Source organism: Streptomyces sp. NPDC040718 (genome assembly GCF_055593565.1).
In genome coordinates, this window is the sequence record NZ_JBVIXO010000008.1 from 104,647 (window position 1) to 128,331 (window position 23,685).

Below are 23,685 nucleotides of genomic sequence, written 5' to 3' on the forward strand. Positions count from 1 at the left end.
GGGCGGGCTGCTCAGTCATCGGAGAGGACGATGCTGCGGTCGAGCCCGGCCGTACGGATGGTCCGGGCGACGGGCTCGATGGCGCCGGTCACCTTGATGGTGACCTCGCCCCCCACCTTCTGCTGGGCGAAGACCAGGGAGCGCAGGCCGGCGCTGGCCATGTAGCCGACCCCGGCCATCCGGATCTCGACGGTGCCGGTGCCGTGCCCGGCTGCCTTCTCGATCGTCTGGTGGAACTCCGGGGCGGTCTTGGCGTCCAGCTCGCCCGTCAGTTCGATCACGGTGGTGTCGCCCTCGATGCTCAGGGACACGGAAAGCGGCATGTCAGGGTCTCCTTCGGTCTGGGCGGGTCAGTCGTCCCGGGGTTCGGGGTCCGTTGCGCGGCCGACCAGGATCACGACCGAGCGCGGGCCGATCAGGTACTTGCCGGCGTTGTCGAGCTCCTGTTCCGCGCCCGGCGTGCGGATGTCGTGCGGCGCCTCGGCGCCGGTGTCGGCGAACAGGTGCCAGCTGCGGCCGCCGGGCAGGGCGGGCAGTTCCAGGTCGTGGGCCTCCCAGTGGGAGTTCATGGCCACGTACACCACGTCCTGGTCGCCGGTGCCGCAGCGGGCCACCGCCAGCAGCCGGCTGTCCGCCGACCAGTCGGGCTGCCAGGCCCGCTCCCCGTGCCAGCTGATGTCGGGCAGGCCGAGGCCCTCCCGGAGCCGTCCGGTGGGGTGCGAGGTGGAGCGCAGCTCGCGGTGGTGTCCACGGAAGGCGATCATCTGGCGGGTGAACCGGAGCAGTTCGGCGTTCTCGTCGACCTGGTCCCAGTCGAACCAGGACAGCTCGTTGTCCTGGCAGTACGTGTTGTTGTTGCCCTGCTGGGTCCGCGCGACCTCGTCCCCGGACAGCAGCATCGGGATGCCCTGGCTGGTGAAGAGGATCGCGAGGGCGTTCTTCATCTGCCGCACGCGCAGCGCGTTGACCTCGGGGTCGTCGGTGGGTCCCTCGACCCCGCAGTTCCAGCTGTTGTTGTCGTTGGCGCCGTCGCCGTTGCCCTCGCCGTTGGCCCCGTTGTGCTTGTCGTTGTACGAGACCAGGTCGGCCAGGCTGAAACCGTCGTGCGCCGTCAGGAAGTTGACCGAGGCCGAGGTCCCGCGGCCGGTGTAGAGGTCGGGCGAGCCCGCGACGCGGGTGGCGAGTTCGCCGGTGACCCCGGGGTCGCCCTTGAGGAAGCGGCGGACGGTGTCCCGGTACTTGCCGTTCCACTCGGCCCAGCGCCCGTAGGCCGGGAAGTTGCCGACCTCGTAGAGGCCGCCGGCGTCCCACGCCTCCGCGATGAGCTTGGTGTGCCGCAGGACCGGGTCGAAGGCGAGCATCTCCAGCAGCGGCGGGTTGGGCAGCGGGGTGCCGTCCAGGTCCCGGCCGAGGATGGCGGCGAGGTCGAAGCGGAAGCCGTCGATGTGGTAGTCGGCGACCCAGTGGCGCAGGCAGTCCAGGACGTAGTTGCGGACCACGGGGTGGTTGCAGTTGACCGTGTTGCCGGTGCCGCTGAAGTTGAAGTAGTACCCCTCGGGCGTGAGCATGTAGTACGTGGCGTTGTCCAGGCCCTTGAAGGAGATGGTCGGGCCCTGCTCGTTGCCCTCGGCGGTGTGGTTGAAGACGACGTCGAGGATGACCTCGATGCCGGCGGCGTGCAGGTCCTTGATCAGGGTGCGGAACTCGTCGCCCTGCATGCCGTAGCGTCCGGTGGCCGCGTAGCCGGCCTTCGGCGCGAAGAAGGAGACGGTGTTGTAGCCCCAGTAGTCGTAGAGCTTCTCGCCGGTCTCGGGGTTGGTGCGCGGGTTGTCGCTCTCGTCGAACTCGAAGACGGGCAGCAGCTCGATGCAGTTGATCCCGAGCTCCTTCAGGTACGGGATCTTCTCCCGCAGCCCCGCGAAGGTGCCGGGGGCCGTGACCTGCGAGGACGGGTGCCGGGTGAAGCCGCGCACGTGGGCCTCGTACACGACGAGGTCCTCGGCGGGGATCCGCAGCGGGGTGTCGTCGCCCCAGTCGAAGTCCTGGAGGCAGACCCGCGAACGGTACTGGTAGCCGCGGCTGCGGTCCGGTTCCACGCCCCACACGTCCCGGCCCGCGATCAGCCGGGCGTAGGGGTCGGAGAGGACCTGCCGCGCGTCGAAGCGGTGGCCGGTGGCCGGGTCGTAGGGGCCGTCGGCCCGGTACCCGTACTCGATGTTCTCGTGGTCGAGGCCGAAGACCGTCATGGCGAAGACGCTGCCGGTGCGGAACTCCTCGGGGAATTCCAGCTCGGCCATCGGCTCGGGCTCTCCGCGCTTGTAGATGACCAGCGACATGGAGGTCGCCTGGTCGGAGAAGACGGAGAAACTGACCCCGCCGGGGACCACGTTGGCCCCGAAGGGGAACGGCTTGCCCGCGCGGACGCGGTACCCGCCCACCTCGTGGGTCGGGTAGGCGTCCACGCGCAGCACCTGCTCGGAGCGGGCCTCGCTCATCGCGCGGCCCTGGCCCTGGCGGCGGCCGCCTCGCCGGTCTCGAAGAAGTCGAGGAACCCGGTGGCCGACATGACGAACCGGACTTCCTCGCTCACCCCGTAGAGGGTGACCGCGACCCCGGCGTGCTGCGCCTCGCGGTAGACGACGAGCAGCGTGCGCAGCCCGGCGCTGGAGACGTAGGTGACGGCCGTCAGGTCGATCCGCAGCGGCCGGCCCTCGCGGACCAGCGGCAGCAGGGACTCCAGCAGGGTGCCGGAGGTCTCGCTGTTGATCTCGCCGGTGGCGACGAGCACGGTGGCCGTCTTGTTCCGGCGTTCCTTCACGTTCAGACTCATTGCCTGCTTTCCCCTCTTGTTGGGGCGCCCCCCGTGGGCACTACTGCTTGTTCACCGGCCGGAGCCGGACCTTGACCTTGACCCGGCCCTGGACGTCGGGGAGGTGGACGGTCAGCGCCTCGGAGTCGAACTCCTCGTAGGGCTTCTCGTCGATCTCCACGGACGCGATCCGCACCGAGCCCGCGGGCAGCAGGTCGGGCGAGACGCGCAGGATCCGGTCGGGCAGGTCGGTCGGGTCGGGCTGGAAGTGGAAGTCCATCTCCCGGCCGTTGATGAGAAGGTTGTTGTAGACGGCGGCCAGGTAGCAGAGCTCCGCCGAGTGGTACATGGACATCGAGTGGCTGCCCTTGAGCCGCTCCGTGCCGAGCAGGTACGGCGTACCGCTGGCGAGCACGTTGAAGTAGACCGCCCCCTCGTCGTGGTCGAGGAAGAAGGTGTTGTAGAAGGCCTGGGCCTGGCGCGCCTCGCGCAGGTTCGCGTCGCCGCCGACCGTGCCGTTCAGGATGAGGTAGGCGAGGATCGCCTGCTCCTGCTGCCACCAGGCCTTGCGGTCGTGCCAGGCGAACCGGTACGCCTCCTGGTCGCCCTCCTTCACGCGCTCCACGACGTCGTACCAGCCGCCGCGCTGCCGGTCGCTGCCGACGGCCGGCATGATCTCGCCGATCTTCCTGGCGAGCTGCTCGTAGGCGGGCTTGGCCTTCAGCGAGTTCATCCGCATCAGGTTCCAGGCGATCTTCAGGTTGTGCCCGACGACCGCGCGGTTCTGCTGCCAGCTGTGCGCGGTGTCGTGCGACCAGTCGCGGAAGAAGCGCTCCTGGACGAACGGGCTGTTCTTGTAGTCCGGGAACCGGTCCGCGATGGTGTCGAAGGTGTACTCCAGGAAGTCGGCGTACTTCTGCTCGCCGGTCGCCAGGTACAGGTTGACGAGGTACGCGGGCGCGTGGTCGCCGACCGAGTTCCAGTTCTTGCGCTCGGCGTTCTCGCCGAGGGACTCGTGGTCGGCGCTGAAGAGGATCGGGTCGATGTGCGAGTAGTACCCGCCCTGCTCCTCGTCCTTGAAGAACTTGTCGAAGAGCCGGATGGTGGCGTCGGCGTCGTTCCTGATCCGGACGTCGCCGGTGATCCGGTAGGTCTGGACGGGGCCGGCCAGCGCGTAGATCTGCTCGTACATCGGGATCGCGTCGTAGTCGTCGGAGAACTCCGAGGTGAAGAGCTTGCGCTCGCTGTCACCGTCGACGCTGATGCCGTGGTACCAGAAGACCACGTCCTCCTCGCTGTCCACGACCCGCATGTGCTTGCGCAGGTACTCGGTGCCGCGCTCGGCGATCTCCAGGTACTCGTCCTTGCCGGTGAGCAGGTAGGCCGAGGCCATGCCGTAGACCAGGCGGGAGATGGTGTCGGTCTCCTGGACGTGGCTGGCGGTCTTGTCGCCGCCGAGGCGGATCTCGGTGCGGTACTCGGTGAAGTCCACCGGGCCGTCGCCGAACTGGGCCCGCTTGTAGAAGTCGGCCAGCGACTCGATCTGCCGGATCCACCAGCCGGCCTCCTCGAAGCGGTAGTCCTCGGCGCCGCGGCCCAGGAACACCAGCCGCTTGGCCTCGAAGCGCCCGCCCTGCTCGGGGTAGTGGACCCCGTAGGCGAAGAGGAACCGGCCCGGGGAGAGCATCTCGTCGACGTGCCCGGAGGCGTCGACGTACGGCTCGTCCAGGTTGCGGACCAGCTCGGCGCTGGGGCCGGAGGCGAGGGAGACCTCGAACTCGCGGTCGTCGGTGGTCTTCAGCCGCAGCAGCCGGGCCGAGGAGTCGAAGCGGACCACGTAGCCCGCGATCGTGTCGGAAAAGGAGAAGTTCAGCGAGCCCGCCATGTCATGCACCGTCCTTGTCGTGTGAGCGGTCGTCCTCGTACCCCTGGCTGACCTCGACGATCACCCCGTCGGGGTCGCGCACCCAGACGGTCCGCCAGCCGCAGATGAAGTCGTCGAAGTCCAGCGGGCCCAGCGTCACCTCGGCCGCATCGCCCAACTCCGCGAGGAACGCGTCGACGCTGTCGGTCTGGAAGGCCAGGTGGCGTATCCGGCCCGGGGCCGGCGGGCCGTCCTCGTGCGCGGTGCGGGCGGCCGGCTCGGCCGTCGCGAAGAGCTCCAGGTACGCGTCCCCCTTGCGCAGGAAGACGATCTGCGTGGCGCCGAGGTCGACCACCCGGGCCCGGGCGAAGCCGAAGTACCGGGTGTAGAACTCCTCGGTGGTCTTCTGGTCGGCGCAGTTGAGGCCCACGTGCGACCAGGCCATCGCCCCCATCAGGCGCTCCCCCGGCCCCGGCCCGCCGCGAGCAGTTCGATGATCCGGCGGGCGAAGAGGTGGTGGTGGGCGCCGGTACGGCCGGTGACGAGGTCCCCGTCGACCACCACGTCCTCGTCGACGTACTGGGCGCCCATGTTGCGGACGTCCCCGATGAGGTTGTTGTGGCAGACCACCTTGCGGCCGCGCACCTTGTCCGGGATCGAGGAGGCCAGCCACATGCCGTGGCAGATGATCCCCTTGAGGACGGTCGGCTCCTCGAAGGCCCGGCGCAGGAACTCCGTCGCCGGGGCGAGGACGTCCACGTCCTCGGTGTAGCGCAGCCGGTCGGCGACCATGCCGGAGGGCACGATGACGGCGGCGTAGCCGCGCAGCCCATCGTCGTCCAGCCCCTCCAGGGACTTGGCCGCGGTGAAGGGCGCGCGGTACTCGTGCCCGGTGAAGGTGATGGAGTCGTTGCCCCACAGCCGGGTCAGGAAGTCGACCTCGGCCCCTTCCTCGGCGAACCGGCGCTGGTAGTAGAAGATCTCCGGTTCGTAGAAGTCGCTCTCGACCAGGACCGCGATCCTGGTCCCGGTCAGCGCCCCCTCGCGCAGGACCACGTCAGGCACGGGAGATCCCCCTCAGGAAGTCCGCCGCGCGCTCGGCGATCATCGCGATGGCGGTGTGGCAGTTGCCCGACGGGACGGCGGGCATCACGCTGGCGTCGACGACGCGCAGGTTGCGTACGCCGTGCACCCGCAGCTCGGGGTCGACGACCGCGAGGTCGTCGACGCCCATGCGGCAGGAGCCGGCCTGGTGGTGGTAGCTCTCCGCCTTCTGCCGTACGAAGGTCCGCAGCTCCTCGTCGGAGACGGAGCCCGGGCCGGGCTGGAGCTCCTGCTTGTACCAGGGCGAGAAGGCGGAGGTCGCGAAGAGCTCCCGGGCGAGCTTGACGCCCTGCACCATCCGCTCCAGGTCCCACCGGTCGCCCAGGTAGTTCGGGTGGATCAGCGGGTGGGCCAGCGGGTCGGCGCTCGCGAGCCTGATCCAGCCGCGCGAGACCGGGCGTACGACGCCGGGCAGGATGGAGACGGTGTTCGGGTGGTCCTTGCCGACGATCACGTCGAACGGGACGTGGACGAAGGCGATCTGGAGGTCCGGGGCGGGCAGTCCGGGCCGGGAGGACAGGAACAGGGCGCTCTCGGACAGGTTCTGCGCCGGCGGCGGGAGTTCCTGGGCGACCTCGGCCATCAGCCCGGTCAGGACGTGGTTGTGGAAGTTCTCGCCGACCCCGGGCAGCGCCGCGGTGACCGCGATGCCGTGTTCGCGCAGCCGCTCGGGGTGCCCGATGCCGGAGAGCAGCAGCAGCTTCGGGGACTCGATGGCCCCGGCCGCCACGATCACCTCGCGCCGGGCCCGTACGGTGTGCGGCCCGGGGGCCGGTGTCGTGCTGTGGCCGTCCCGTACCGTGCGGCCCGGGACGTCGGCGGGGGCCCGGAGCCGGACGTACTCGACGCCCGTGCAGGTGTCGCCGTCGAAGAGCAGCCGGGTGGACTGGGCGCTGGTGCGCAGGGTCAGGTTGGGGCGGACGAGCGCCGGCTCCAGGTAGGCGGCCAGGGTGCCCTGGCGGCGGCCGTCGGCGACGTCGATGTGGTGCCAGCCGGTGCCGAAGAGGCCGCGCCGGGGGCCGTCGGTGTTGAAGTCGGCGATCTCCTGGTGGCCGAGCTCGACGGCGGCGTCGATGAAGGCGCGGGAGACGGGGTTGGGGCCGTGCCGTCCGGCGTTGGTGATCCGCTGCGGGCCGGCCGTGCCGGTGGTGGCGGCGGTGGCGTCCTCCTGGCCCTCCAGCAGGGCGAAGTACGGCAGGACGTCCTCGTACGCCCAGCCGGCCGCGCCCTGGTAGGCCCAGTTGTCGAAGTCCGAGGCGTGGCCCCGGATGTGCATCATGATGTAGAGGTTGCTGCTGCCGCCGGGGGCCTTGCCGCGCGGTTCGTACGTACGGCGTCCGCCGAGGCCCGGCTGCGGGACGCTGGTGTAGCCCCAGTCGACGGGCCCGCCGAGCAGCTTGTACCAGGAGGACGGATCGTCCACCTCGGGCGGGATGCGGGGGCCGCCGGCCTCCAGGACCAGGACGGAGACGTCCGGGTCCTCGGAGAGGCGGTTCGCGAGGACGCTGCCGGCGGTGCCGGAGCCGACGATCACGTAGTCGTACTGTTCCGTGGCCACGAGTCCGGTCCCCTCAGCCCTGGCCCAGCACCTGGAAGGGGGCGGTGTCGTGGTAGTTCGCCATGTAGGCGATCCGTCCGTCCACGATCTCGAAGTAGTTCATCACCTCGGCCTCGACGGCCTCGCCGGAGGCGCTGACGGCGCTGAGGTGGGAGACGGCCGCGGCCTTGGTCCCGTCGACCAGGAAGTGCACGGGCTCGTTGCGGAAGACCCGGTACATGGTCCCCATGCCCTTCATCATCGAGCGCAGGGTCTCCAGGCCCTCGATGTGTCCGGCGAGCTGCTCGTCCATGACCTGGTCCTCGGCGAACAGGTCGCACCAGCGGTCCCAGTCCCCCGCGTTGGCGTACTGGTAGTACTTGGTCAGGATCTCTCGGGCGTCCATCGCGTCTCTCATCCCCCTATCGGTCCCTGCGGGTCCCGTCCGGCGCGAACGGTGCCCAGAACTGGCTGAAGGCGGCCGCCGTGTCCCCGAAGAGCCCGTCGCGGCCCTCGGTGATCCGGCCGTCCCGCCACCGCACGAAGTGGAAGACCTGGTAGTCCATCCGCTCGTACGGAGAGGTGCTCGCCGGGTCGGCGCCGTCGCGCAGGGCGACGTTGCGGCACACGTCGGCGCTGCAGTCCTCCCCGACGAGGACCGCCTCCAGGTCCATCCGGAAGGTGCCGCCGGTGAGCTTGTGGGTCTGGCCCATCAGCTCCAGGAAGGCGTCCAGCCCCTCGTACCAGCCGGCGAGCGGGTGGTTGCCCGGCACCAGCCAGCGCAGGTCCTCGGCGTAGTAGTCGAGGATCCGGGCACGGTCGCCGGAGCCCAGCGCCCGGTAGGCGGCCTCGACCCGCTCGCGTGTCACTCCGGTCATCGCCGCCGCCCCCTCAGAGCGAGCCCGAACCGGGCATCGGCGCCAGTTCGTTGACGGTGTACTGCTTGATCAGCGGCCCGTCGTCGCCCGCCAGGACCGTCCAGGTCTGGTCGGCGTCGAAGCCCAGCCACTGGCTGCGGGCGGCCGGCGGGTCCCAGATCTTGGCCTGCCAGTTGACGAGGACCCGGACGACGGCCCGGTCGCCCTCGATGACCGGCTCCACCTTGGTGACCGTGTGCACCTCGTCGAAGAACCGGTTGGTGACGGCGTCGTACCAGCGGCCGAAGCCCTGGTGCCCGAGGAAGGTGTCCTCGGGAACCTTGAACTCCAGGTCCTCGGTGATGAGGGCGAGGACCTGCTCCAGCGGGAGGTGCCGGTCCAGGGCCACGTACCAGTTCTCGGCGAAGGCGCGGATCGCGTCCTCGGTCAGCCGCTCGGCGGGCATGCGGTCTCCTCCTGTCCGTCGGTGTGTCGCGTGGTGTGCCCCGGCCGGGCCGGGGTGCGGGCGCTGCTCAGACCTGGACGTCGACCAGGTACGGCCCGGGGTGGGCCAGCATCCGGGTGACGGCCGCCGCGGCCTCGTCGGGCTTCTCCACCCGGGTCCCCTCGGCGCCCAGCGCCCGGGCCAGCCCGGCGAAGTCGATCTCGGGGCGGGAGAGGTCGAAGGAGCCCGGGAACGGGTGTTCCGCGATGTCCCGCTCCCGCCAGTACTGGGCGATGTTGTCGTCGAGCAGCCGGTACTTGCGGTTGTTGCAGACCACGAACTTGGCGGCGATGCCGTGCCGGACCGCCGTCCACAGCGCCTGGTAGGTGTACATCGACCCGCCGTCGCCCGCGAAGCCGACGACGAGCCGGTCCGGGTGGGCGAGCTTGGCGCCGACCGCTCCCGGGAAGCCGACGCCGAGCGAGCCGCCGCGGGTGAGGTGGTAGTCGCCCGGCCGCTCGGGCGGCAGGTGGCGGGTGACCAGCGGGGAGGTCGTCAGCGCCTCGTCGAAGACGATCAGGTCCCCGCCGGTGCGTTCCGCGAGCGTCCGCAGGAAGACGGCCATCGGCGTGTCGTCGTCCGTCCGCTCCAGCGCGGCCCGGGCCCGCTCGCGGGTCCGTACGTCCAGCCGCGCGGCCGCCGCCGCCCGCCGGGCCGGGGTCAGCCGCTGTTCCAGTACGCCGGCCAGCGCGCGCAGCGCGTACCGCGGGTCGGCGGCCAGGCCCAGGTCCACGGGGTGGTTCTTGGCGATCTCGTAGGCGTTGAGGTCGATGTGCACGACCTTGGCGCCGGGCCGGAAGGGGTTCTCCAGTTCGGGGAACACCTCGGGGAAGACGTAGGTGCCGACGATCAGCACCCCGTCCGCCCGCCCGACCAGCTCCTTGCTGTGCGGGCCGAACATGTGACCGGTCTGGCCGCGGCGCAGCGGGTGCGAGGCGGCGATGTTCACCTCGGACGAGTCGACCTCGTACACGTCGGCGCCCAGCAGCTCGGCGACGGCGGCGAGTTCGGCCTGCGCGCCGGAGAGCGCGACCCCGTCGCCGACGAGGACCACCGGGTGCTCGGCGCCGGCGAGGAGCTCGGCCGCCCGTGCGACGGAGGCCGGGGAGGGCGCCACGTCGGTGAGCGGCACCGTGGCGGGCAGCACGGGCTCGGAGTTGAGCTCGTCCAGCACGTCCATGGGCAGGGCCACGAAGACGGGGCCGCGCGGCGGGGTCAGGGCGATCTTGACGGCCCGCCGGATCGTGCGGAGCACGGACCGGGGGTCGGTGACCCGGGTCGCGTACTTGGTGACGGGTTTGGCCATGGCCACCAGGTCGGAGGCCATCTGCGCGTCCATGGCGTCGTAGCGCACCCCGGCGTCGCCGGCGACCACCACGAGCGGGGTGTGGCCGCGCAGCGACTGGTAGAGCATGCCGATGCCGTTGCCCAGCCCCACGCCGGAGTGCAGCTGGAGCAGGGCCGCGCCGCCGGTGGCGCGGGCATAGCCGTCGGCGATGCCCGCGGCCACCGTCTCCTGGAGGGCGAGGACGTACTGGAAGTCCGCCGCCGCGTCCACCGCGTCGAGGAATCCCTGTTCCACCGTGCCCGGATTTCCGAACATGACGTTCAGACCGTCGGCCTTGAACTGTTCGATGAGCCTTTCCCGTCCGGGAGTGGCTTCGGTATTCATCGGACTCCCCCTTTTTCCCCTACCACCCGTAGCGGGTGAGACCGTCCTCCAGGACTTCCACGATCTTCTGCCCCGTGAGGTACGAGTCGGGGGTGGAGCGGCCGGTCACGAAGGGATAGTCGACTATCACCGAGAGAGGGTGGCCGAAATTCCCGTGATAGGCGCCGCGCGGGCCGGTCGCATCGCGCAGGATGTACTCCAGCGGATACGGCGGCGGGCCCATGTTGAAGTCGGTGCCGAGGAATCCGGTGCCGTCCTTGTAGTCGTACTCCTTGCAGTGGCCGGTGACGTGCTTGCCCCAGATGATGCTCTTGCGGTCGCCCCAGTCCCGGGCGAAGGCCAGGCAGGCGACGCCGTAGCACTCGGCGGCGACGACCTTGCCGGCCTTCTCGAAGGCCAGGATCAGGGCGTGCACGCGCTCGTTGTTGGCGAGGTCCGCGATCGGGCCGCTGCCGCCGACGATGAGGATCGCGTCGTACTCCGCGACATCGGCGTCGATCTTGTCCAGGTCCCGGTGGTACTGCTCCAGCTTGCGCAGGTATCCCTCGTCGCTCGTGTAAGGGCGTTCGGGGACCCACGCCTCGATGTCGAGCGGTGAGTCGAGCCGGTTCGACTGCTCGAACTCGCGGCCCAGCCGGGCGTTCTCCTCGGTGGTCACCGAGCGGCCCAGCGGGGGGTCCACGTAGTTCGCGTCGAGACTCGGCGGAAGTGCGTGCGCGCGCTTTCCGGTCGGCGTGGCGAATACGATCTCGTAGCCCCGCTCGTCGAACTTGGAAACGGGTCCGATGAGTTCCTCGGACCAGTAGCCGTGTTCGGAGACAATGACCAGAATCTTTCTGCTCACAGATTCCTCCAGGCGCCGCCTGTTGTCGTTTGCGTCCCCCACACTGCGTGCGCCCGGGGCCCTCGTCAAAGCGCGCGAATGCGACTACGTGAGGTAGCGGGCAAGGTGGTGGCACCACCTCACCTAGTCGCCCGCCGAGGTCAGGAAGTACCCGCCGGACTTCCTGACCTCGGCCGGATCGGTGAACCGTTTCGGGATCCCCGATTTATGGTCTGGACGCGCCGTGATGGACGGGCGCGACGGGGCGTACGAGTGCGCGAGGAGAGGGACGGGGACGATGACGATGGAGTTGTTGTGCACACACATCGACCGGATACGTCCGGTGAAGCCATCCGCCGACGGCTGCGAGGAGTGCCTGCGACTGGGTGACGGCTGGGTGCACCTGCGGATGTGCCTGAGCTGCGGACACGTCGGATGCTGCGACTCGTCGAAGAACCGCCACGCCACCCGGCACTACAAGTCGACCGCGCACCCGATCGCGGCCTCGCACGAGCCCGGCGAGGACTGGGCCTGGTGCTACGCCGACCAGCTGATGCTGGACCCGGCGTGAGCGCGGCCCCGGAGGGCGCCGCCGCCCCCGCCACGACGACGGCCGCGACGGCGAAGGCGACCGCAACGGCCGCCGCCGAGCGCGCCGAGAGCCGCAAGCCCGTCATCCTGGCCGTGGACGACGACCCCCAGGTGCTGCGGGCCGTCCGCCGCGACCTGCGCAGCGCCTACGGCGACCGCTACCGGGTGCTCGGCGCCTCCTCGGCCGCCGACGCGCTGAAGATCCTGGACTCCCTCGACGAGCGCGGCCACGACCCCGCGCTGTTCCTCGTCGACCAGCGGATGCCCGACGTCACCGGGGTGGAGTTCCTGCTGGAGGCCGTCAGCCGCTTCCCCGACGCCCGCCGGGTCCTGCTCACGGCGTACGCGGAGACCGACGCGGCCATCACCGCCATCAACCGGGTACGGCTGGACTACTACCTGCTCAAGCCCTGGGACCCGCCGCACGAGCGGCTCTTCCCGGTACTGGACGACCTGCTCTCCGACTGGCTGGCCACCTACCGGCCGGCCTACGACGGGATCATCGTCGCGGGCCACCTGGTCTCCCCCGGCACCCACGCCGTCCGGGACTTCTTCACCCGCAACGGGCAGCCGTTCCGCTTCCTGAACGTCGAGCGGGACCCCGAGGCGCTGACGGTGATCGCCGCCGCTCAGGCCGACGCGGCCCTCCCGCTGGTCCGCTTCCCGGACGGCACGGTGCTGGCGGCCCCGACCGACACCGAACTCGCCCGGCGGCTGGGCCTGGCCACCACCGCCTCCCGCCCGCACTACGAGTGCGTCATCGTCGGCGCCGGCCCGGCCGGGCTCGCCGCCGGGGTGTACTCGGCCTCCGAGGGCCTGTCCACGCTGATGCTGGACTCCCGCGCCCCCGGCGGCCAGGCGGGCACCTCCAGCCTGATCGAGAACTACCTGGGCTTCCCCTCGGGCCTCTCCGGCGGGGACCTGACCCGCCGGGCCACCATCCAGGCCTCCCGGTTCGGCGCCGAGATCCTGCACCCGGTGGAGGTGGTCTCCCTGACCCGGGACGACCCGGCGAAGATCCTGACGCTGGCCGACGGCACGGAGATCAGCGCGGAGACGGTACTGCTGGCGACCGGGGTCTCGTACAACCGGCTCGACGCGCCCGGCGCGGACCGCTTCGAGGGCGCCGGGCTCTACTACGGCGCGGCGACCACGGAGAGCTCGGCCTGCATCTCCCAGCACGTGTTCATCGTGGGCGGCGCCAACTCGGCCGGGCAGGCGGCGGTCCACTTCGCCAAGTACGCGGCCCGGGTGACGATCCTGGTGCGCGCGGCCTCCCTGGACGCGAGCATGTCCCGCTACCTGATCGACGAGATCGACCGCACGCCCAACATCGAGGTGAGGGTCCGCACCACCGTCACCGCCCTGCACGGCGCCGAGCACCTGGAGCGGATCACCCTGCACGACGCCGACACGGGCGAGGACCGCGAGGTCCCGGCGCGGTTCATGTTCACCTTCATCGGCGCCCGCCCGCACACGGACTGGCTGGCCGGGGTGGTGGAGCGGGACGAGTACGGCTTCGTCCTCACGGGCTCCGACCTGATCGCCAACGGCGGCGAACTCCCGGCGGAGTGGAGCCTGGAGCGGGCTCCGTACCCGCTGGAGACCAGCGTCCCCGGCGTCTTCGCGGCGGGTGACGTGCGCGCCCACTCGGTCAAGCGGGTGGCGTCGGGCGTGGGCGAGGGCGCGATGGCGGTCTCCCTGATCCACCGCTACCGCTCGATGGGCTGAGAGCGAACGGGAGAACCCTTGCGATCACGAGGCGAGCGGATGCAACGTTGATTACATGATTACAGCCGAACAGAGCGAGAAGCTCCGCGCGTGGTTCGCCGAGCGCCTGCCGGTGGACGTCTACGAGTCACTCGTCTCGGTCACCGTCGACCGGGAGGAGATCACGGTCGTCGGCAAGGCCCCGGCGTCCGAGTCGGTCAAGGAGTTCCGCGAGCGCACCCGCGAGCAGCGGATGGAGGTGGCCCGCGAGGCGGAGGAGCTCTACCGCCGCAAGGTCGCCTGGGGCGTGCGGTCGGGTGAGGAGACGGTCCTCTTCACCCACCTCGCCGTCCCCGTCATGACCCGGCTGCGCCAGTCCGAGCGCCAGGTGCTCGACACCCTGGTCGCGGGCGGCGTGGCGCGCAGCCGGGCGGACGCCCTGGCGTGGTGCGTGCGCCTCGTCGGCGACAACGCCGACGCCTGGCTCGCCGAGCTGCGGGACTCCCTCGACAAGGTGCGGGAGGTGCGCGCCCAGGGCCCGGACATCCAGAAGTCTGGGTCCGAGTGACGGAAAACCTGTCCGGGTACGCATGATCCCGGAAAGGTAGCCGGGACGACCTGACCCCAGGGAGAGGCACGCAACCCATGACCACCACCGTCGAGTACATCCGCTACCGGATCGCCTCGCAGGACCAGCAGGCGTTCGAGGACGCGTACGCGAGGGCCGCCGAGGCCCTGGCCGCGTCGCCCGAGTGCATCGACTACGAGCTGGCCCACAACACGGACGACGCCGAGCGGTACATCCTCCGCATCCGCTGGACCTCGGTCGACGCCCACCTCAACGGCTTTCGCAAGGGTGAGCACTTCCCGGCGTTCTTCAGCGCGATCCGCCCGTACGTGACGAACATCGAGGAGATGCAGCACTACTCCGTCACCGGCGTGGTGGGACCTGGAAAGGCCGCCGGACAGTCATGAGCACGACTCCCACGATCTACGAGTGGATGGGCGGCGCGGAGGCCCTGGAGAGGCTCACCGACGCCTTCTACGCCCATGCGCTGCGCGACGAGATCCTCGCCCCCGTCTTCGCGGGCATGGACTCGGAACACCCCCGGCACGTGGCGGTCTGGCTGGCGGAGGTCTTCGGCGGCCCCACCGGCTACTCGGCGCACCACGGCGGCCACCAGCACATGGCCACCAAGCACCTGGGGCGCGGCATCACGGAGCGCCAGCGCCGCCGCTGGGTGGACCTGCTGCTGGACACGGCCGACGAGGTCGGCCTCCCGACGGACCCGGAGTTCCGGGCGGTGTTCGTCTACTACATCGAGTGGGGCACCCGGATGGCCCTGATCTACTCGGGCCCGAACCCGCCGCCGGTGGACGCGGCGAAGATCCCGGTCTGGTCCTGGGGCCAGACCCCGCCCTGGCAGCCGCAGGCGGCCGAGGCGGAGTGACACCCGGTCGGGGGCCGGTCCGGGCCGGTCCCCGACCGGACGCGTCGCGGCCACTTGGGCGGAACGGTGACGTCCCGTCATGAGTCGGCAACAGTGCGCCGCTGGAGGGGCTCCGGGGATTCCGCGCGGGGCATGAACGGGAGGTCGGCACCACCTCTCGACCCATGCGAACCACACGGGGGCCCACCATGAGCACCGCCCGCAACAGATGGCAGACCTACGCCCTCGGAGCGGCGGCCGTCGCCGCGCTCCTCACCTCCACCGCCTGCGACTCCGGCAAGGACGACGCCAAGAACCCCACCGCGTCCGCCTCCCCGTCCGCGCCCGCGCCGGCCTCCCCCGGTACCGGTGCCTCCCCGAGCGCGAGCCCGTCCGCCTCCGCGAGCACTCCCGCGGGCGGCGGGGCGAGCCCCTCACCGAGCGGCTCCACCGCCCCCACCGCCGGCGCGAAGCCGGCCGCCAGGGCCTGCAGCCACGACGACCTGTCGATCACCCCGTCGCTGTGGAAGACGGACTCGGGGCAGAACCTCCTGATCACGGCGACCAACCTCAGCGGCACGCCGTGCACCCTCTACCACTACCCGTACGTCGGCTTCGGCACGGTGGTCGGGGGCCCGCTCGCCCCGATGGGCTCCGCGCCCCGGGCGGTCGCCACCCTCAAGCCGAAGGAGAAGGCGTACGCGGGCGTGTACCTCTTCCGCGGGAGCGAGCGGACGGTCGCCGTCACGGCGCTGTCCATGGGCTACCAGGACCGCGCGCTCGGCAGCAACAAGGAATCGGCGTGGCTCGAACAGGGCCTGGCCGCCCGGACCGGCGACCTGAACGTCGGGCGCAACGCCAAGGTCACGTACTGGAACCTCGACCTCCGCTCGGTCGAGGACCAGCTGTTCAGGCCGGGCAAGGGCTAGGGGTCCGGGCTGGGGCTAGGCGGACAGCAGTACCGTCAGCGGGGGCGCCCCGTCGCGCTCCCGCTGCCGCGCCGGCTCCGCCCGTTCCCCCTGCTCCCGCCAGAAGTCCGCCGCCCCCTCCAGGACCTCCGTCAGGGTGTCCCAGTCGCCCGGCCGCTCGGCCGCGTAGCCGCGCCACGAGGTCACCGCCAGCAGCCGCCCGGGGGCCTCGGGGAGCCAGGAGAGATCGGCCAGCAGGTCCGCCAGCGCGTCCCAGTTCCCGCCGAACCACTCCGGCGCCCGCAGGGCCCGCGCGCACCGGCGCATCAGCGCCGCCTTGCTGCGGACACCGTCCAGGTCCAGCCGTACGACGCTCCAGCCGGCCTCCTCGGCGGCGGCCAGGGCGGGGGCGAGCGGCTGCGGGGCGAGGGTCATCGGAGAACCGCCTTGAAGGATTCGTAGTGGTCGTCCGTGTAGTAGAACTCCCCGCCCCCGCCCGTCACGATCCGCCGGGCCCCGCGGTCGCGCTCGCCCGGCGTCCGCACGGTGAACTCGTGGTAGTAGCCGCGCTTCTGCTTCGGCAGGGCCTTCTCGAAGTTCCCGAAGACGGTCCCGTCCTGCCGGTACGGGTACGGGCCGCCCTTGTCGATCAGGGCCAGCACCTCGCGCGCCTGCGGGGGCAGCGCGTCGGCCCGTACGGTGGGCATCCCCTTCGCCCATTCGGGGGCGGGGGCGGCGGTGCTCGCGGCGGACGGCGGACGCGCCGGGGCGGCCCCGCCGCCGCAGCCCGTCAGGGCGGCGGCCAGCGCGGCGCACAGGAACAGGGCCCCGAGCACGCGCGACAACGACCGGGGCACGTTCCTGAGGATCATGCCCTGATCGTGTCAAATATCCGATTCGGTGGCGAATCGCCCGGCTGTGTCAGAGCACGGACATCTTGCTGTAGGGGCTCAGGATGCGCTTCTGCACGGAACCGAAGTCGACGAGGACGGCCTCTTCCTCGACCCCGACGACACGGCCGAGGCCGTGCTGGTCGTGGCTGACCCGGTCGCCGACGTCGAACCGCCTCACGGGCGGCTCCACAGGCGCCCTGAACGGGCTGGACGGCAAATGACGGCGAGGTACTGCGGACTTGGTCATTGGAATCAGTATGCGCCCGCGGGACCGTCCGACGGCCCACTCCTACGGTCTCGATTGCGGCACCATTCACCCCGTGGGCCTCCGGGGCACCTCCGCGGGGAGGGCCCGGGGGCGCCCGGACAGGGCCTAGTCGTCCGGGTCCGCCCGGTCCAGCGCCGGCCGCAGCCCCGGCTCGGACTCGGTCAGCAGGTAGTCGGCGACCGCCGTGTCCGTCACGAGGCTGGTCACCAGCCCGGAGCGGAGCACCGCTCCGATCGCCGAGGCCTTGCGCAGCCCGCCCGCGATCGCCACGACCTCGGGGATCCGGCGCAGCCGGTCGGCCTCGACGGTGATGCAGCGCTCGCCCAGGTCCCGGCCGACCCGGCGGCCCTCCTTGTCGAAGAGGTGGGCGGACATCTCGGCCGCGACGCCGAGCGAGGCGTAGTGCGCCCGCTCCTCGTCGGTCAGCATGTCGTGGACGGTCGAGATCCCCGGCTCCCAGGAACCGATGGACACGGCGGCGACGGTGACCTTGTCGAAGTACTCGAAGGCCCGCGCGATCCCGGTCTGGCTGCGCAGCGCGGCCGCGGTCGCCGGGTCCGGGAGCAGCATCGGGGCGTAGATGGGGTGCGCGTCCCCGCCGGAGACCTGCGCGGCGCGGCGCACGGCCTCCACGGAGCCGCGCTCGGCGGTTCCCGCGTCGTACACGCCGGTCAGCTGGACGACGGTGCACGGCGGCAGCCGGTGCAGGGAGGCGGCCATGTGGATGGTCGACCGCCCCCACGCCAGCCCGAGCACGTCGCCCTCGTTGACCAGTTCCCCGAGCAGGTCGGCCGCGACCGCTCCGAGGTTCTCCGGGTCCGGGGCGTCCTCGCTCGCGTCGGCCGGCGACTCCACCACGACGGCGTGCCGCAGCCCGTACCGGGCGCGGAGCGCGTCGGAGCGTTCCGCGTCCAGTTCCGCCGGTACCCGGATCTCGATGCGTACGAGGTCGCGTTCGAGGGCGGTCTCCAGGACCCGGGCCACCTTGAAGCGGCTCACGCCGAACTCCTCGGCGATCTGGATCTTGGATTTGCCCTCCAGGTAGAAGCGGCGCGCCATGGCCGCCGCCTGCACCAGCTCCGCGGGTCCCATCCGCAGGGCTGACCGTCCCGCCGACATTGCAGACACCGCGCTCTCCTCACTGCTGTTCACACTGTCGTGTTCACACTCTCGACTCGCCGTTCATCCTGTCAGATCCAACGGCCATTGATCAGCCTGGACGGCTTCCGTTCACCGAGCCGTCCCCTGGCGCCCGCCTCAGTGGTCGCAAGCCCAGGGCGCGGCGGCGATCGCCGCGCCCGCCTGGTCGCGCAGGGTACGGACCGCGGCGGCCGGGTCGACCGCCCCGTAGACCGCGCTGCCGGCCACGAAGACGTCGGCGCCGGCCTCGGCCACCCGCTCGATCGTCGTGGCCGAGACCCCGCCGTCGACCTGGAGCCAGAGGTCCAGCCCGTGCTTGGCGATCAGCTCACGGGTCCGGCGGACCTTGGGCAGCATGATGTCCAGGAAGGACTGGCCCCCGAAGCCGGGCTCGACCGTCATGATCAGCACCATGTCGAGCTCGGGGAGGATGTCCTCGTACTGCTCGATCGGGGTGCCGGGCTTGAGGGCCATGGCCGCCCGGGCGCCCTTGGCCCGGATCTCGCGCGCGAGGCGCACCGGGGCCGCGGCGGCCTCGGCGTGGAAGGTGACCGATCCGGCCCCGGCCTCCACGTACTGCGGCGCCCAGCGGTCCGGGTCCTCGATCATCAGGTGCAGGTCCAGCGGGATGTCCGTGGCCCGGCTGAGGGATTCCACGACCGGCACGCCGAGGGTGAGGTTCGGGACGAAGTGGTTGTCCATGACGTCGACGTGCAGCCAGTCGGCCCCCTCGACGGCCCGCGCCTCCTCGGCGAGACGGGCGAAGTCGGCGGACAGGATGCTGGGATTGATCTGAACGGCCATGCCCCAAGCCTGCCATGCCTGCGGGCACTTCCGGCCACGGCCCCGGAACTCGGGGTTTTCGTAGCGGAGCTTAATTGATCATGGCGCGAATACTCGCTTGTCCTTCGCGGTGAAGGGCTATCACCGTTACGTACATGACAACCGCCACCCCCATCGGTACCACCGCCCCTCCCCCTCCCGGAGCCGGCCCCTGGCGCAACCCCGGCTTCCGCGCCCTGTTCGGCGCCGCGACCCTGAGCCAGTTCGCCGCGAACACCGGCTACATCGCCGTCCCGCTGCTCGCCCTCACCGCCCTCGACGCGAGCCCCGCCCAGATCGGCGCGCTCGCGGCCCTCTCCACCGCCGCCTTCCTGCTCATCGGCCTCCCGGCCGGCGCCTGGGTGGACCGCATGCGCACCCGCCGGGTGCTGATCGCCGCCGACCTGTCCCGGGCCGCCCTCGTCGGCTCCCTGCCGGTCGCCTGGTGGCTGGACGTGCTCACGCTGCCCCAGCTGTACGCCGTCGTCCTCCTCTCCGGCTGCGCCGCCGTGTTCGGCGAGGTCGGCTCCCAGAGCGTGCTGCCCCGGCTCGTCGGCCGGGACGGCCTGGTCCGGGCGAACGCCGCCATGGTGACCCTGATGGCCGTCGCGAACATCGCCGGCCGGGGCGCGGGCGGGGCCCTGATCGCCTTCCTGACGGCCCCCGTCGCCCTCGCCTGCGCCGCCCTCGGCCACCTCGGCTCGGCCCTGCGGATGCTGGGGGTCCGGCCGGTCCGGAAGCCGTCCGCCACCGAGCGGACCCGGCTGCGCACCCAGGTCTCGGAGGGGCTGAGGCACGTACTGGGCCACCCGGAGCTGCGCGCGCTCGCGCTGACGGCGAGCCTGATCAACCTGGGCGGCTCCGTGATCAACGCCATGCTGCCGGTGCTCTTCGTCGGCGAGCTCGGCCTGTCCGCCGCGGCGCTGGGCCTGTTCTGGGCCGCCGGCGGGGTGGGACTGCTGTGCGGGGCCCGGCTGGCCCGGCCCTTCGCGGCCCGGGCCGGCTACGGCCGCGCCCTGACCCTGAGCCTCGCCCCGGCGGCCCTGCTGGTCCCGACGGCGGACCGCGGGCCCTGGCTGTGGGCGGCCGCGGCGGGCTGGATGGTGTCCACGGTGACCGTCGGCTCCGGCAACGTCCTCGGCGTCAGCCTGCGCCAGCACCTGACCCCGGATCCGCTCCTCGGCCGCATGAACGCCACCTTCCGGTTCATGCTGACCGGCGCCATCGCCCTGGGCTCCGCCGCCTCGGGCCTGCTCGCCGAGCTGATCGGCCTGCGCGGCGCCCTCTGGACCGGTGCGGCCGTCGTGGCGCTCTCGTTCCTGCCGACCCTGCTCTCGCCGGTCCGCACCCGGCGCTCGGCACCGCGCTGAGCGCCGGGCGCCGGGCGCGCTACGCGGTGCGGCGCAGCAGCGCCAGGTACATGGCGTCCGTACCGTGCAGGTGCGGCCAGAGCTGGACGTCCGGGCCGTCGCCCAGCGCCGGTACGCCCTCCATGTACGGGCGGGCGTCGATCAGTTCGGCCGCCACCGGGAGGTTCCCCGCGCCCCGGCCCTTGAGCACGTCCTCCACGACCACCCGGGTCTCCGCCAGGTGCGGGGAGCAGGTCGCGTAGCCCACGACCCCGCCCACGCGCACCGCGGACAGGGCCTCGCGCAGCAGCGCCCGCTGGAGCGGCGCGAAGCCCTCCAGGTCCTCCGGACGACGCCGCCAGCGGGCCTCCGGACGGCGCCGCAGCGCTCCCAGGCCGGAGCAGGGGACGTCCATCAGGACCCGGTCGAAGGAGCCCGGCAGCCACGCCGGACGGGTGCCGTCGGCGGCGATGACCTGGTACGGGCCCGGGTTGCCGGCCAGCGCCTTCTCGACCAGGCGCGCCCGGTGCGGCTGCTTCTCGGAGGCCAGCAGGAAGGCCCCGCGCCGCGCCGCGAGCGCGCCCAGCAGGGCCGCCTTGCCGCCGGGGCCCGCGCAGCCGTCCAGCCACCGCTCGTCGCGGCCCTCGACCGGGGCCGCCGCCAGGGCCATGGCCACCAGCTGGCTGCCCTCGTCCTGCACACCGGCGCGCCCCTCGCGGACCGCCTCCAGCGCGCCCGGCTCGCCGCCCTCGGCCATCCGGACGGCGTACGGGGACCAGCGCCCCGGCAGCGCCGACTCCTCGCCGAGCGCCTCGACCAGCTCCTCGGGCGTGGACCGGCCGGGACGGGCCACCAGCGTCACCTCGGGCCGCTCGTTGTCGGCTTCGAGGAGGTCCTCGATCCCGGCGCGGCCGCCGCCCAGCGCGTCCCAGAGGGCGCTGACCACCCAGCGGGGGTGCGAGTGGTAGACCGCCAGGTGCTCCTCGGCGTCCTCCTCGTACGGCGGCGCGACCCGCTCCAGCCAGCCGTCCAAGTCGTGCGCGGCGATCTTGCGGAGCACGGCGTTGACGAACTTCGCCCGTCCGTCGCCGAGCACCACTCGGGCCAGCTCCACGCTGGCGGAGACCGCCGCGTGGGTGGGGATGCGGGTGCCCAGGAGCTGGTGCGCGCCCAGCGAGAGCACGTCCAGGACCGGCGGGTCCACCTCGCGCAGCGGCCGGTCCACGCAGGCGGCGATGACCGCGTCGTACGTGCCCTGCCGGCGCAGTGTCCCGTAGACCAGCTCGGTCGCCAGGGCCGCGTCCCGCGCCTGGAACCGCTCGTCCTGCCGGGCCTTCTTCAGCAGCGGGGGCAGGACGAGGTTCGCGTACGCGTCGCGCTCGTCCACCGCCCGCAGTGCCTCGAAGGCCAGCATCCGGACGGGGTCCTTCTGCGGCCGGCGGTAGGGCTTGGCCTGCTTGCCGTTGCCCGTCTTGGGGGCGGGACGACGACGGGGCTGTTCGCTCACGTGAAAGGTGCTCCGGAGTTACGAGGTGCGGTGCGGTTGGGCGGGGGCTGCCCGGGATCAGCCTACGTCGGCGGCGCCCAGGCGCTCGCCGGGAGCGATGCGCACCCCGCGGGCCCAGTCGGCGCCCTTCATCGGCTTCTTGCCCTGAGGCTGCACCCAGAGCAGCTCGACGGCGTGCGAGCCCGTACCCGCGTAGACGTTGTTCTTGGCCGGGGCCAGCACGCCCGGCGCGAGGTCCGTGCGGTCGGGGACCAGCCCGACGGAGATCAGCTTGAGGCGCTCGCCGCGGAAGACGGTCCAGGCGCCCGGGGCCGGGGTGCACCCGCGCACCACGCGGTCGGCGCGCAGCGCGGGGGCGTTCCAGTCGATCCGGGCGTCCTCGACGGTGATCTTCGGCGCGAGGGAGACCCCGTCGGCGGGCTGCTCCATGGCACGCAGGCTGCCGTCCTCGATCCCGTCCATGGTCGCGGACAGCAGTCCGGACCCGGCGAAGGCGAGGCGCGTCAGCAGGTCGCCGCTGGTGTCGGTCGGGCGGATCTCCTCGGTGAGGACCCCGAAGACCGGGCCGGTGTCGAGGCCCTCCTCGATGCGGAAGGTGGAGGCGCCGGTGACCTGGTCGCCCGCCATGATCGAGTGCTGGACGGGGGCCGCGCCGCGCCAGGACGGCAGCAGCGAGAAGTGCAGGTTGACCCATCCGTGGCGGGGGATGTCGAGCGCGCTCTTGGGGATCAGCGCCCCGTAGGCGACGACGGGGCAGCAGTCCGGGGCGATCTCGCGCAGCCGGGCCTGGAACTCCTCGTCACGGGGCCGGGCCGGCTTGAGGACCTCGATCCCCGCCTCCTCCGCGCGTTCGGCGACGGGGCTGGCGACCAGCCGGCGGCCGCGCCCGGCGGGGGCGTCGGGCCGGGTGACGACGGCAGCGACCTCATGGCGCCCGGAGGCGATCAGGGCGTCCAGGGCGGGTACGGCGACCTCGGGGGTGCCTGCGAAGACGAGCTTCACTGGGTCCTACCTCGCTATCTCGGCTGTCAGCAGCGCACCAGTCTATGGGACGTCCACCCCGGCCCACCTGCGGTATCGGGGGGCGTACGCACACAGGCGCGCCTCTCGCATATGCCGACACGCCCCCCGTGCGTGACCTGGGCGCCCGGTGACGCGTTGGTCAAGAGAGATTGACCGAAACGGGCCGCGATCAAGACGGTGTCTGCGGCCCGATCCGCTCTCCAGCACCGGTTCGAGAGGCTTCTCCATGGCCGACCACGCCACCCATGACGCCCAAGCACGGGCCAGCCTGCACCTCCTGGTGCGGGACATCGAGCGGGTTCGCCGACAGGTGGACGCACTGCGTACGCTCACGGCCCAGCTCGGCAACGTGTACCGCCCGCGCCGCTCCGGGCCCTCCACGGGCTTCGTCGTCTACGGCAGGGCCCCCGCCCCGACCGTCCGGCTCGCCCAGGAACTGAGGGACAGCGTCGAGACGCTGGTCACCGCGGCGGTGGACTTCGACCGCTCCCTCGGCTTCTCCTGGGACGCCGTCGGCTCGGCGCTCGGCGTCACGAAGCAGGCCGTGCACCGCCGCTACGGCGCACGCCGCGCGCAGGCCGCCGAGGCCGCGGAGCCGCTGGCCGAGGGCACCACGACGCGCACGCTGGGACCGCTCCCCACGATCCCCGCGGCGCGCTCGGTGCCCCCGCAGCCCGTCCGCGAGGAGGCCCAGGCGGCCGCCGCCGCCCGCCCGTCGGCCTTCCCCGGCCCCCGCAGCGGCTGACCCCACCCCGCCGCCGGGCCGCCGACCCCCGACGGCCGCCACCCCGCGGGCCCGCCGCTGTCTCCCCCCGGGGGTAGCGGCGGCCCTGCGGGGCGTGGTCCCCTACCCGCCCTTCGCCCGTTCCCCGG

27 protein-coding genes are annotated in these 23,685 nt (G+C 72.0%); 8 read left to right on the forward strand and 19 right to left on the reverse strand.

The genetic code is table 11. From position 1 onward, the window contains the following. Window positions 1-11 precede the first annotated feature (11 nt). From ACZ597_RS21135 to ACZ597_RS21190, 12 genes are all read right to left on the reverse strand, one after another. Window positions 12-323 carry an STAS domain-containing protein gene (locus tag ACZ597_RS21135; protein WP_007262990.1) on the reverse strand — a complete coding sequence of 104 codons (312 nt, stop codon included), beginning with the start codon at window positions 321-323 and terminating at the stop codon, window positions 12-14. Window positions 324-350: 27 nt separating this feature from the next. Then, window positions 351-2,495 carry a glycogen debranching protein GlgX gene (gene glgX / locus ACZ597_RS21140; RefSeq protein WP_471332269.1) on the reverse strand — a complete coding sequence of 715 codons (2,145 nt, stop codon included), beginning with the start codon at window positions 2,493-2,495 and terminating at the stop codon, window positions 351-353. Continuing rightward, entirely contained in the window at window positions 2,492-2,830 is a 339-nt protein-coding gene (locus ACZ597_RS21145; protein WP_471332272.1) for an STAS domain-containing protein, read from the reverse strand. The genes glgX and ACZ597_RS21145 overlap by 4 nt, the downstream gene beginning before the upstream one ends. Before the next feature lie 40 nt (window positions 2,831-2,870). Beyond that, window positions 2,871-4,694 (reverse strand): AGE family epimerase/isomerase, encoded by a 1,824-nt coding sequence (locus tag ACZ597_RS21150; RefSeq protein WP_471332275.1) that lies wholly within the window; start codon window positions 4,692-4,694, stop codon window positions 2,871-2,873. Window position 4,695: 1 nt separating this feature from the next. Further along, a complete protein-coding gene (locus tag ACZ597_RS21155) occupies window positions 4,696-5,127 on the reverse strand; it encodes a VOC family protein (RefSeq protein WP_471332278.1) in 432 nt (143 codons plus the stop codon). Further along, window positions 5,127-5,738, reverse strand: coding sequence for a DJ-1/PfpI family protein (locus ACZ597_RS21160; protein ID WP_471332281.1), 612 nt, complete (start codon window positions 5,736-5,738; stop codon window positions 5,127-5,129). The genes ACZ597_RS21155 and ACZ597_RS21160 overlap by 1 nt, the downstream gene beginning before the upstream one ends. Further along, window positions 5,731-7,335, reverse strand: a complete 1,605-nt coding sequence (locus ACZ597_RS21165) for a GMC family oxidoreductase (protein ID WP_471332283.1) — start codon at window positions 7,333-7,335, stop codon at window positions 5,731-5,733. The genes ACZ597_RS21160 and ACZ597_RS21165 overlap by 8 nt, the downstream gene beginning before the upstream one ends. A gap of 13 nt (window positions 7,336-7,348) precedes the next feature. Continuing rightward, complete coding sequence (locus ACZ597_RS21170; protein WP_471332287.1) at window positions 7,349-7,720, reverse strand: nuclear transport factor 2 family protein; 372 nt, start codon at window positions 7,718-7,720, stop codon at window positions 7,349-7,351. A 16-nt stretch (window positions 7,721-7,736) separates the two neighbouring features. After that, window positions 7,737-8,192: a nuclear transport factor 2 family protein gene (locus ACZ597_RS21175; protein ID WP_471332290.1), complete on the reverse strand. Its 456-nt coding sequence runs from the start codon at window positions 8,190-8,192 to the stop codon at window positions 7,737-7,739. A gap of 13 nt (window positions 8,193-8,205) precedes the next feature. Further along, window positions 8,206-8,637, reverse strand: coding sequence for a nuclear transport factor 2 family protein (locus ACZ597_RS21180; RefSeq protein WP_471332293.1), 432 nt, complete (start codon window positions 8,635-8,637; stop codon window positions 8,206-8,208). A 67-nt stretch (window positions 8,638-8,704) separates the two neighbouring features. Continuing rightward, window positions 8,705-10,348 (reverse strand): thiamine pyrophosphate-binding protein, encoded by a 1,644-nt coding sequence (locus tag ACZ597_RS21185; RefSeq protein WP_471332295.1) that lies wholly within the window; start codon window positions 10,346-10,348, stop codon window positions 8,705-8,707. Window positions 10,349-10,367: 19 nt separating this feature from the next. After that, window positions 10,368-11,192 (reverse strand): type 1 glutamine amidotransferase domain-containing protein, encoded by an 825-nt coding sequence (locus ACZ597_RS21190; protein ID WP_471332298.1) that lies wholly within the window; start codon window positions 11,190-11,192, stop codon window positions 10,368-10,370. Between the two features lie 283 nt (window positions 11,193-11,475). Between ACZ597_RS21190 and ACZ597_RS21195 the strand changes: the two genes are divergently transcribed. The 6 genes from ACZ597_RS21195 to ACZ597_RS21220 all read left to right on the forward strand — a co-directional run bounded on the left by ACZ597_RS21195 (window position 11,476) and on the right by ACZ597_RS21220 (window position 15,831). After that, a complete protein-coding gene (locus tag ACZ597_RS21195) occupies window positions 11,476-11,742 on the forward strand; it encodes a UBP-type zinc finger domain-containing protein (RefSeq protein WP_471332734.1) in 267 nt (88 codons plus the stop codon). A gap of 107 nt (window positions 11,743-11,849) precedes the next feature. Beyond that, on the forward strand, window positions 11,850-13,493 hold the full coding sequence (locus tag ACZ597_RS21200; protein WP_471332737.1) for an FAD-dependent oxidoreductase: 1,644 nt from the start codon (window positions 11,850-11,852) through the stop codon (window positions 13,491-13,493). A 55-nt stretch (window positions 13,494-13,548) separates the two neighbouring features. Further along, the gene (locus tag ACZ597_RS21205) at window positions 13,549-14,040 is read left to right on the forward strand and encodes a hypothetical protein (protein WP_471332301.1); all 492 of its coding nucleotides are present in this window, start codon (window positions 13,549-13,551) and stop codon (window positions 14,038-14,040) included. Between the two features lie 77 nt (window positions 14,041-14,117). Beyond that, window positions 14,118-14,447 carry a putative quinol monooxygenase gene (locus tag ACZ597_RS21210; protein WP_471332302.1) on the forward strand — a complete coding sequence of 110 codons (330 nt, stop codon included), beginning with the start codon at window positions 14,118-14,120 and terminating at the stop codon, window positions 14,445-14,447. Then, window positions 14,444-14,923, forward strand: a complete 480-nt coding sequence (locus tag ACZ597_RS21215; RefSeq protein WP_471332304.1) for a group II truncated hemoglobin — start codon at window positions 14,444-14,446, stop codon at window positions 14,921-14,923. Before ACZ597_RS21210 ends, ACZ597_RS21215 begins: the two co-directional genes overlap by 4 nt. A 188-nt stretch (window positions 14,924-15,111) precedes the next feature. Then, on the forward strand, window positions 15,112-15,831 hold the full coding sequence (locus ACZ597_RS21220; protein ID WP_471332307.1) for a DUF4232 domain-containing protein: 720 nt from the start codon (window positions 15,112-15,114) through the stop codon (window positions 15,829-15,831). A gap of 15 nt (window positions 15,832-15,846) precedes the next feature. On the opposite strand, the gene ACZ597_RS21225 is transcribed toward ACZ597_RS21220, so the two are convergent. The 5 genes from ACZ597_RS21225 to rpe all read right to left on the reverse strand — a co-directional run bounded on the left by ACZ597_RS21225 (window position 15,847) and on the right by rpe (window position 18,915). Further along, entirely contained in the window at window positions 15,847-16,245 is a 399-nt protein-coding gene (locus tag ACZ597_RS21225) for a barstar family protein (protein WP_471332309.1), read from the reverse strand. Continuing rightward, a complete protein-coding gene (locus ACZ597_RS21230) occupies window positions 16,242-16,682 on the reverse strand; it encodes a guanyl-specific ribonuclease (protein WP_471332312.1) in 441 nt (146 codons plus the stop codon). The genes ACZ597_RS21225 and ACZ597_RS21230 overlap by 4 nt, the downstream gene beginning before the upstream one ends. Window positions 16,683-16,731: 49 nt before the next feature. After that, a complete protein-coding gene (locus tag ACZ597_RS21235) occupies window positions 16,732-16,950 on the reverse strand; it encodes a hypothetical protein (RefSeq protein ID WP_469114979.1) in 219 nt (72 codons plus the stop codon). Window positions 16,951-17,076: 126 nt separating this feature from the next. Beyond that, window positions 17,077-18,090 (reverse strand): sugar-binding transcriptional regulator, encoded by a 1,014-nt coding sequence (locus ACZ597_RS21240; RefSeq protein WP_042800630.1) that lies wholly within the window; start codon window positions 18,088-18,090, stop codon window positions 17,077-17,079. 138 nt (window positions 18,091-18,228) lie between these two features. Next, window positions 18,229-18,915, reverse strand: a complete 687-nt coding sequence (rpe, locus tag ACZ597_RS21245) for a ribulose-phosphate 3-epimerase (RefSeq protein WP_344159468.1) — start codon at window positions 18,913-18,915, stop codon at window positions 18,229-18,231. Window positions 18,916-19,049: 134 nt separating this feature from the next. On the opposite strand from rpe, the gene ACZ597_RS21250 reads away from it, so the two are divergent. Beyond that, window positions 19,050-20,303, forward strand: a complete 1,254-nt coding sequence (locus ACZ597_RS21250; RefSeq protein ID WP_471332315.1) for an MFS transporter — start codon at window positions 19,050-19,052, stop codon at window positions 20,301-20,303. Between the two features lie 19 nt (window positions 20,304-20,322). On the opposite strand, the gene ACZ597_RS21255 is transcribed toward ACZ597_RS21250, so the two are convergent. Beyond that, window positions 20,323-21,789, reverse strand: a complete 1,467-nt coding sequence (locus ACZ597_RS21255; protein WP_471332318.1) for an RsmB/NOP family class I SAM-dependent RNA methyltransferase — start codon at window positions 21,787-21,789, stop codon at window positions 20,323-20,325. Window positions 21,790-21,846: 57 nt separating this feature from the next. Then, entirely contained in the window at window positions 21,847-22,791 is a 945-nt protein-coding gene (gene fmt / locus ACZ597_RS21260) for a methionyl-tRNA formyltransferase (protein ID WP_471332320.1), read from the reverse strand. Between the two features lie 247 nt (window positions 22,792-23,038). Between fmt and ACZ597_RS21265 the strand changes: the two genes are divergently transcribed. Then, window positions 23,039-23,557, forward strand: coding sequence for a hypothetical protein (locus ACZ597_RS21265; protein WP_471332323.1), 519 nt, complete (start codon window positions 23,039-23,041; stop codon window positions 23,555-23,557). Window positions 23,558-23,685: the final 128 nt, after the last annotated feature.

What these genes read in the sequence shown, in the direction of transcription:
- ACZ597_RS21135 (WP_007262990.1), bottom strand. Translation starts at nt 323, where the DNA reads ATGCCGCTTTCCGTGTCCCTGAGCATCGAGGGCGACACCACCGTGATC.
- glgX (WP_471332269.1), bottom strand. Translation starts at nt 2,495, where the DNA reads ATGAGCGAGGCCCGCTCCGAGCAGGTGCTGCGCGTGGACGCCTACCCG.
- ACZ597_RS21145 (WP_471332272.1), bottom strand. Translation starts at nt 2,830, where the DNA reads ATGAGTCTGAACGTGAAGGAACGCCGGAACAAGACGGCCACCGTGCTC.
- ACZ597_RS21150 (WP_471332275.1), bottom strand. Translation starts at nt 4,694, where the DNA reads ATGGCGGGCTCGCTGAACTTCTCCTTTTCCGACACGATCGCGGGCTAC.
- ACZ597_RS21155 (WP_471332278.1), bottom strand. Translation starts at nt 5,127, where the DNA reads ATGGGGGCGATGGCCTGGTCGCACGTGGGCCTCAACTGCGCCGACCAG.
- ACZ597_RS21170 (WP_471332287.1), bottom strand. Translation starts at nt 7,720, where the DNA reads ATGGACGCCCGAGAGATCCTGACCAAGTACTACCAGTACGCCAACGCG.
- ACZ597_RS21175 (WP_471332290.1), bottom strand. Translation starts at nt 8,192, where the DNA reads ATGACCGGAGTGACACGCGAGCGGGTCGAGGCCGCCTACCGGGCGCTG.
- ACZ597_RS21180 (WP_471332293.1), bottom strand. Translation starts at nt 8,637, where the DNA reads ATGCCCGCCGAGCGGCTGACCGAGGACGCGATCCGCGCCTTCGCCGAG.
- ACZ597_RS21185 (WP_471332295.1), bottom strand. Translation starts at nt 10,348, where the DNA reads ATGAATACCGAAGCCACTCCCGGACGGGAAAGGCTCATCGAACAGTTC.
- ACZ597_RS21195 (WP_471332734.1), top strand. Translation starts at nt 11,476, where the DNA reads ATGGAGTTGTTGTGCACACACATCGACCGGATACGTCCGGTGAAGCCA.
- ACZ597_RS21205 (WP_471332301.1), top strand. Translation starts at nt 13,549, where the DNA reads ATGATTACAGCCGAACAGAGCGAGAAGCTCCGCGCGTGGTTCGCCGAG.
- ACZ597_RS21210 (WP_471332302.1), top strand. Translation starts at nt 14,118, where the DNA reads ATGACCACCACCGTCGAGTACATCCGCTACCGGATCGCCTCGCAGGAC.
- ACZ597_RS21215 (WP_471332304.1), top strand. Translation starts at nt 14,444, where the DNA reads ATGAGCACGACTCCCACGATCTACGAGTGGATGGGCGGCGCGGAGGCC.
- ACZ597_RS21220 (WP_471332307.1), top strand. Translation starts at nt 15,112, where the DNA reads ATGAGCACCGCCCGCAACAGATGGCAGACCTACGCCCTCGGAGCGGCG.
- ACZ597_RS21225 (WP_471332309.1), bottom strand. Translation starts at nt 16,245, where the DNA reads ATGACCCTCGCCCCGCAGCCGCTCGCCCCCGCCCTGGCCGCCGCCGAG.
- ACZ597_RS21230 (WP_471332312.1), bottom strand. Translation starts at nt 16,682, where the DNA reads ATGATCCTCAGGAACGTGCCCCGGTCGTTGTCGCGCGTGCTCGGGGCC.
- ACZ597_RS21235 (WP_469114979.1), bottom strand. Translation starts at nt 16,950, where the DNA reads ATGACCAAGTCCGCAGTACCTCGCCGTCATTTGCCGTCCAGCCCGTTC.
- ACZ597_RS21240 (WP_042800630.1), bottom strand. Translation starts at nt 18,090, where the DNA reads ATGTCGGCGGGACGGTCAGCCCTGCGGATGGGACCCGCGGAGCTGGTG.
- rpe (WP_344159468.1), bottom strand. Translation starts at nt 18,915, where the DNA reads ATGGCCGTTCAGATCAATCCCAGCATCCTGTCCGCCGACTTCGCCCGT.
- ACZ597_RS21250 (WP_471332315.1), top strand. Translation starts at nt 19,050, where the DNA reads ATGACAACCGCCACCCCCATCGGTACCACCGCCCCTCCCCCTCCCGGA.
- ACZ597_RS21265 (WP_471332323.1), top strand. Translation starts at nt 23,039, where the DNA reads ATGGCCGACCACGCCACCCATGACGCCCAAGCACGGGCCAGCCTGCAC.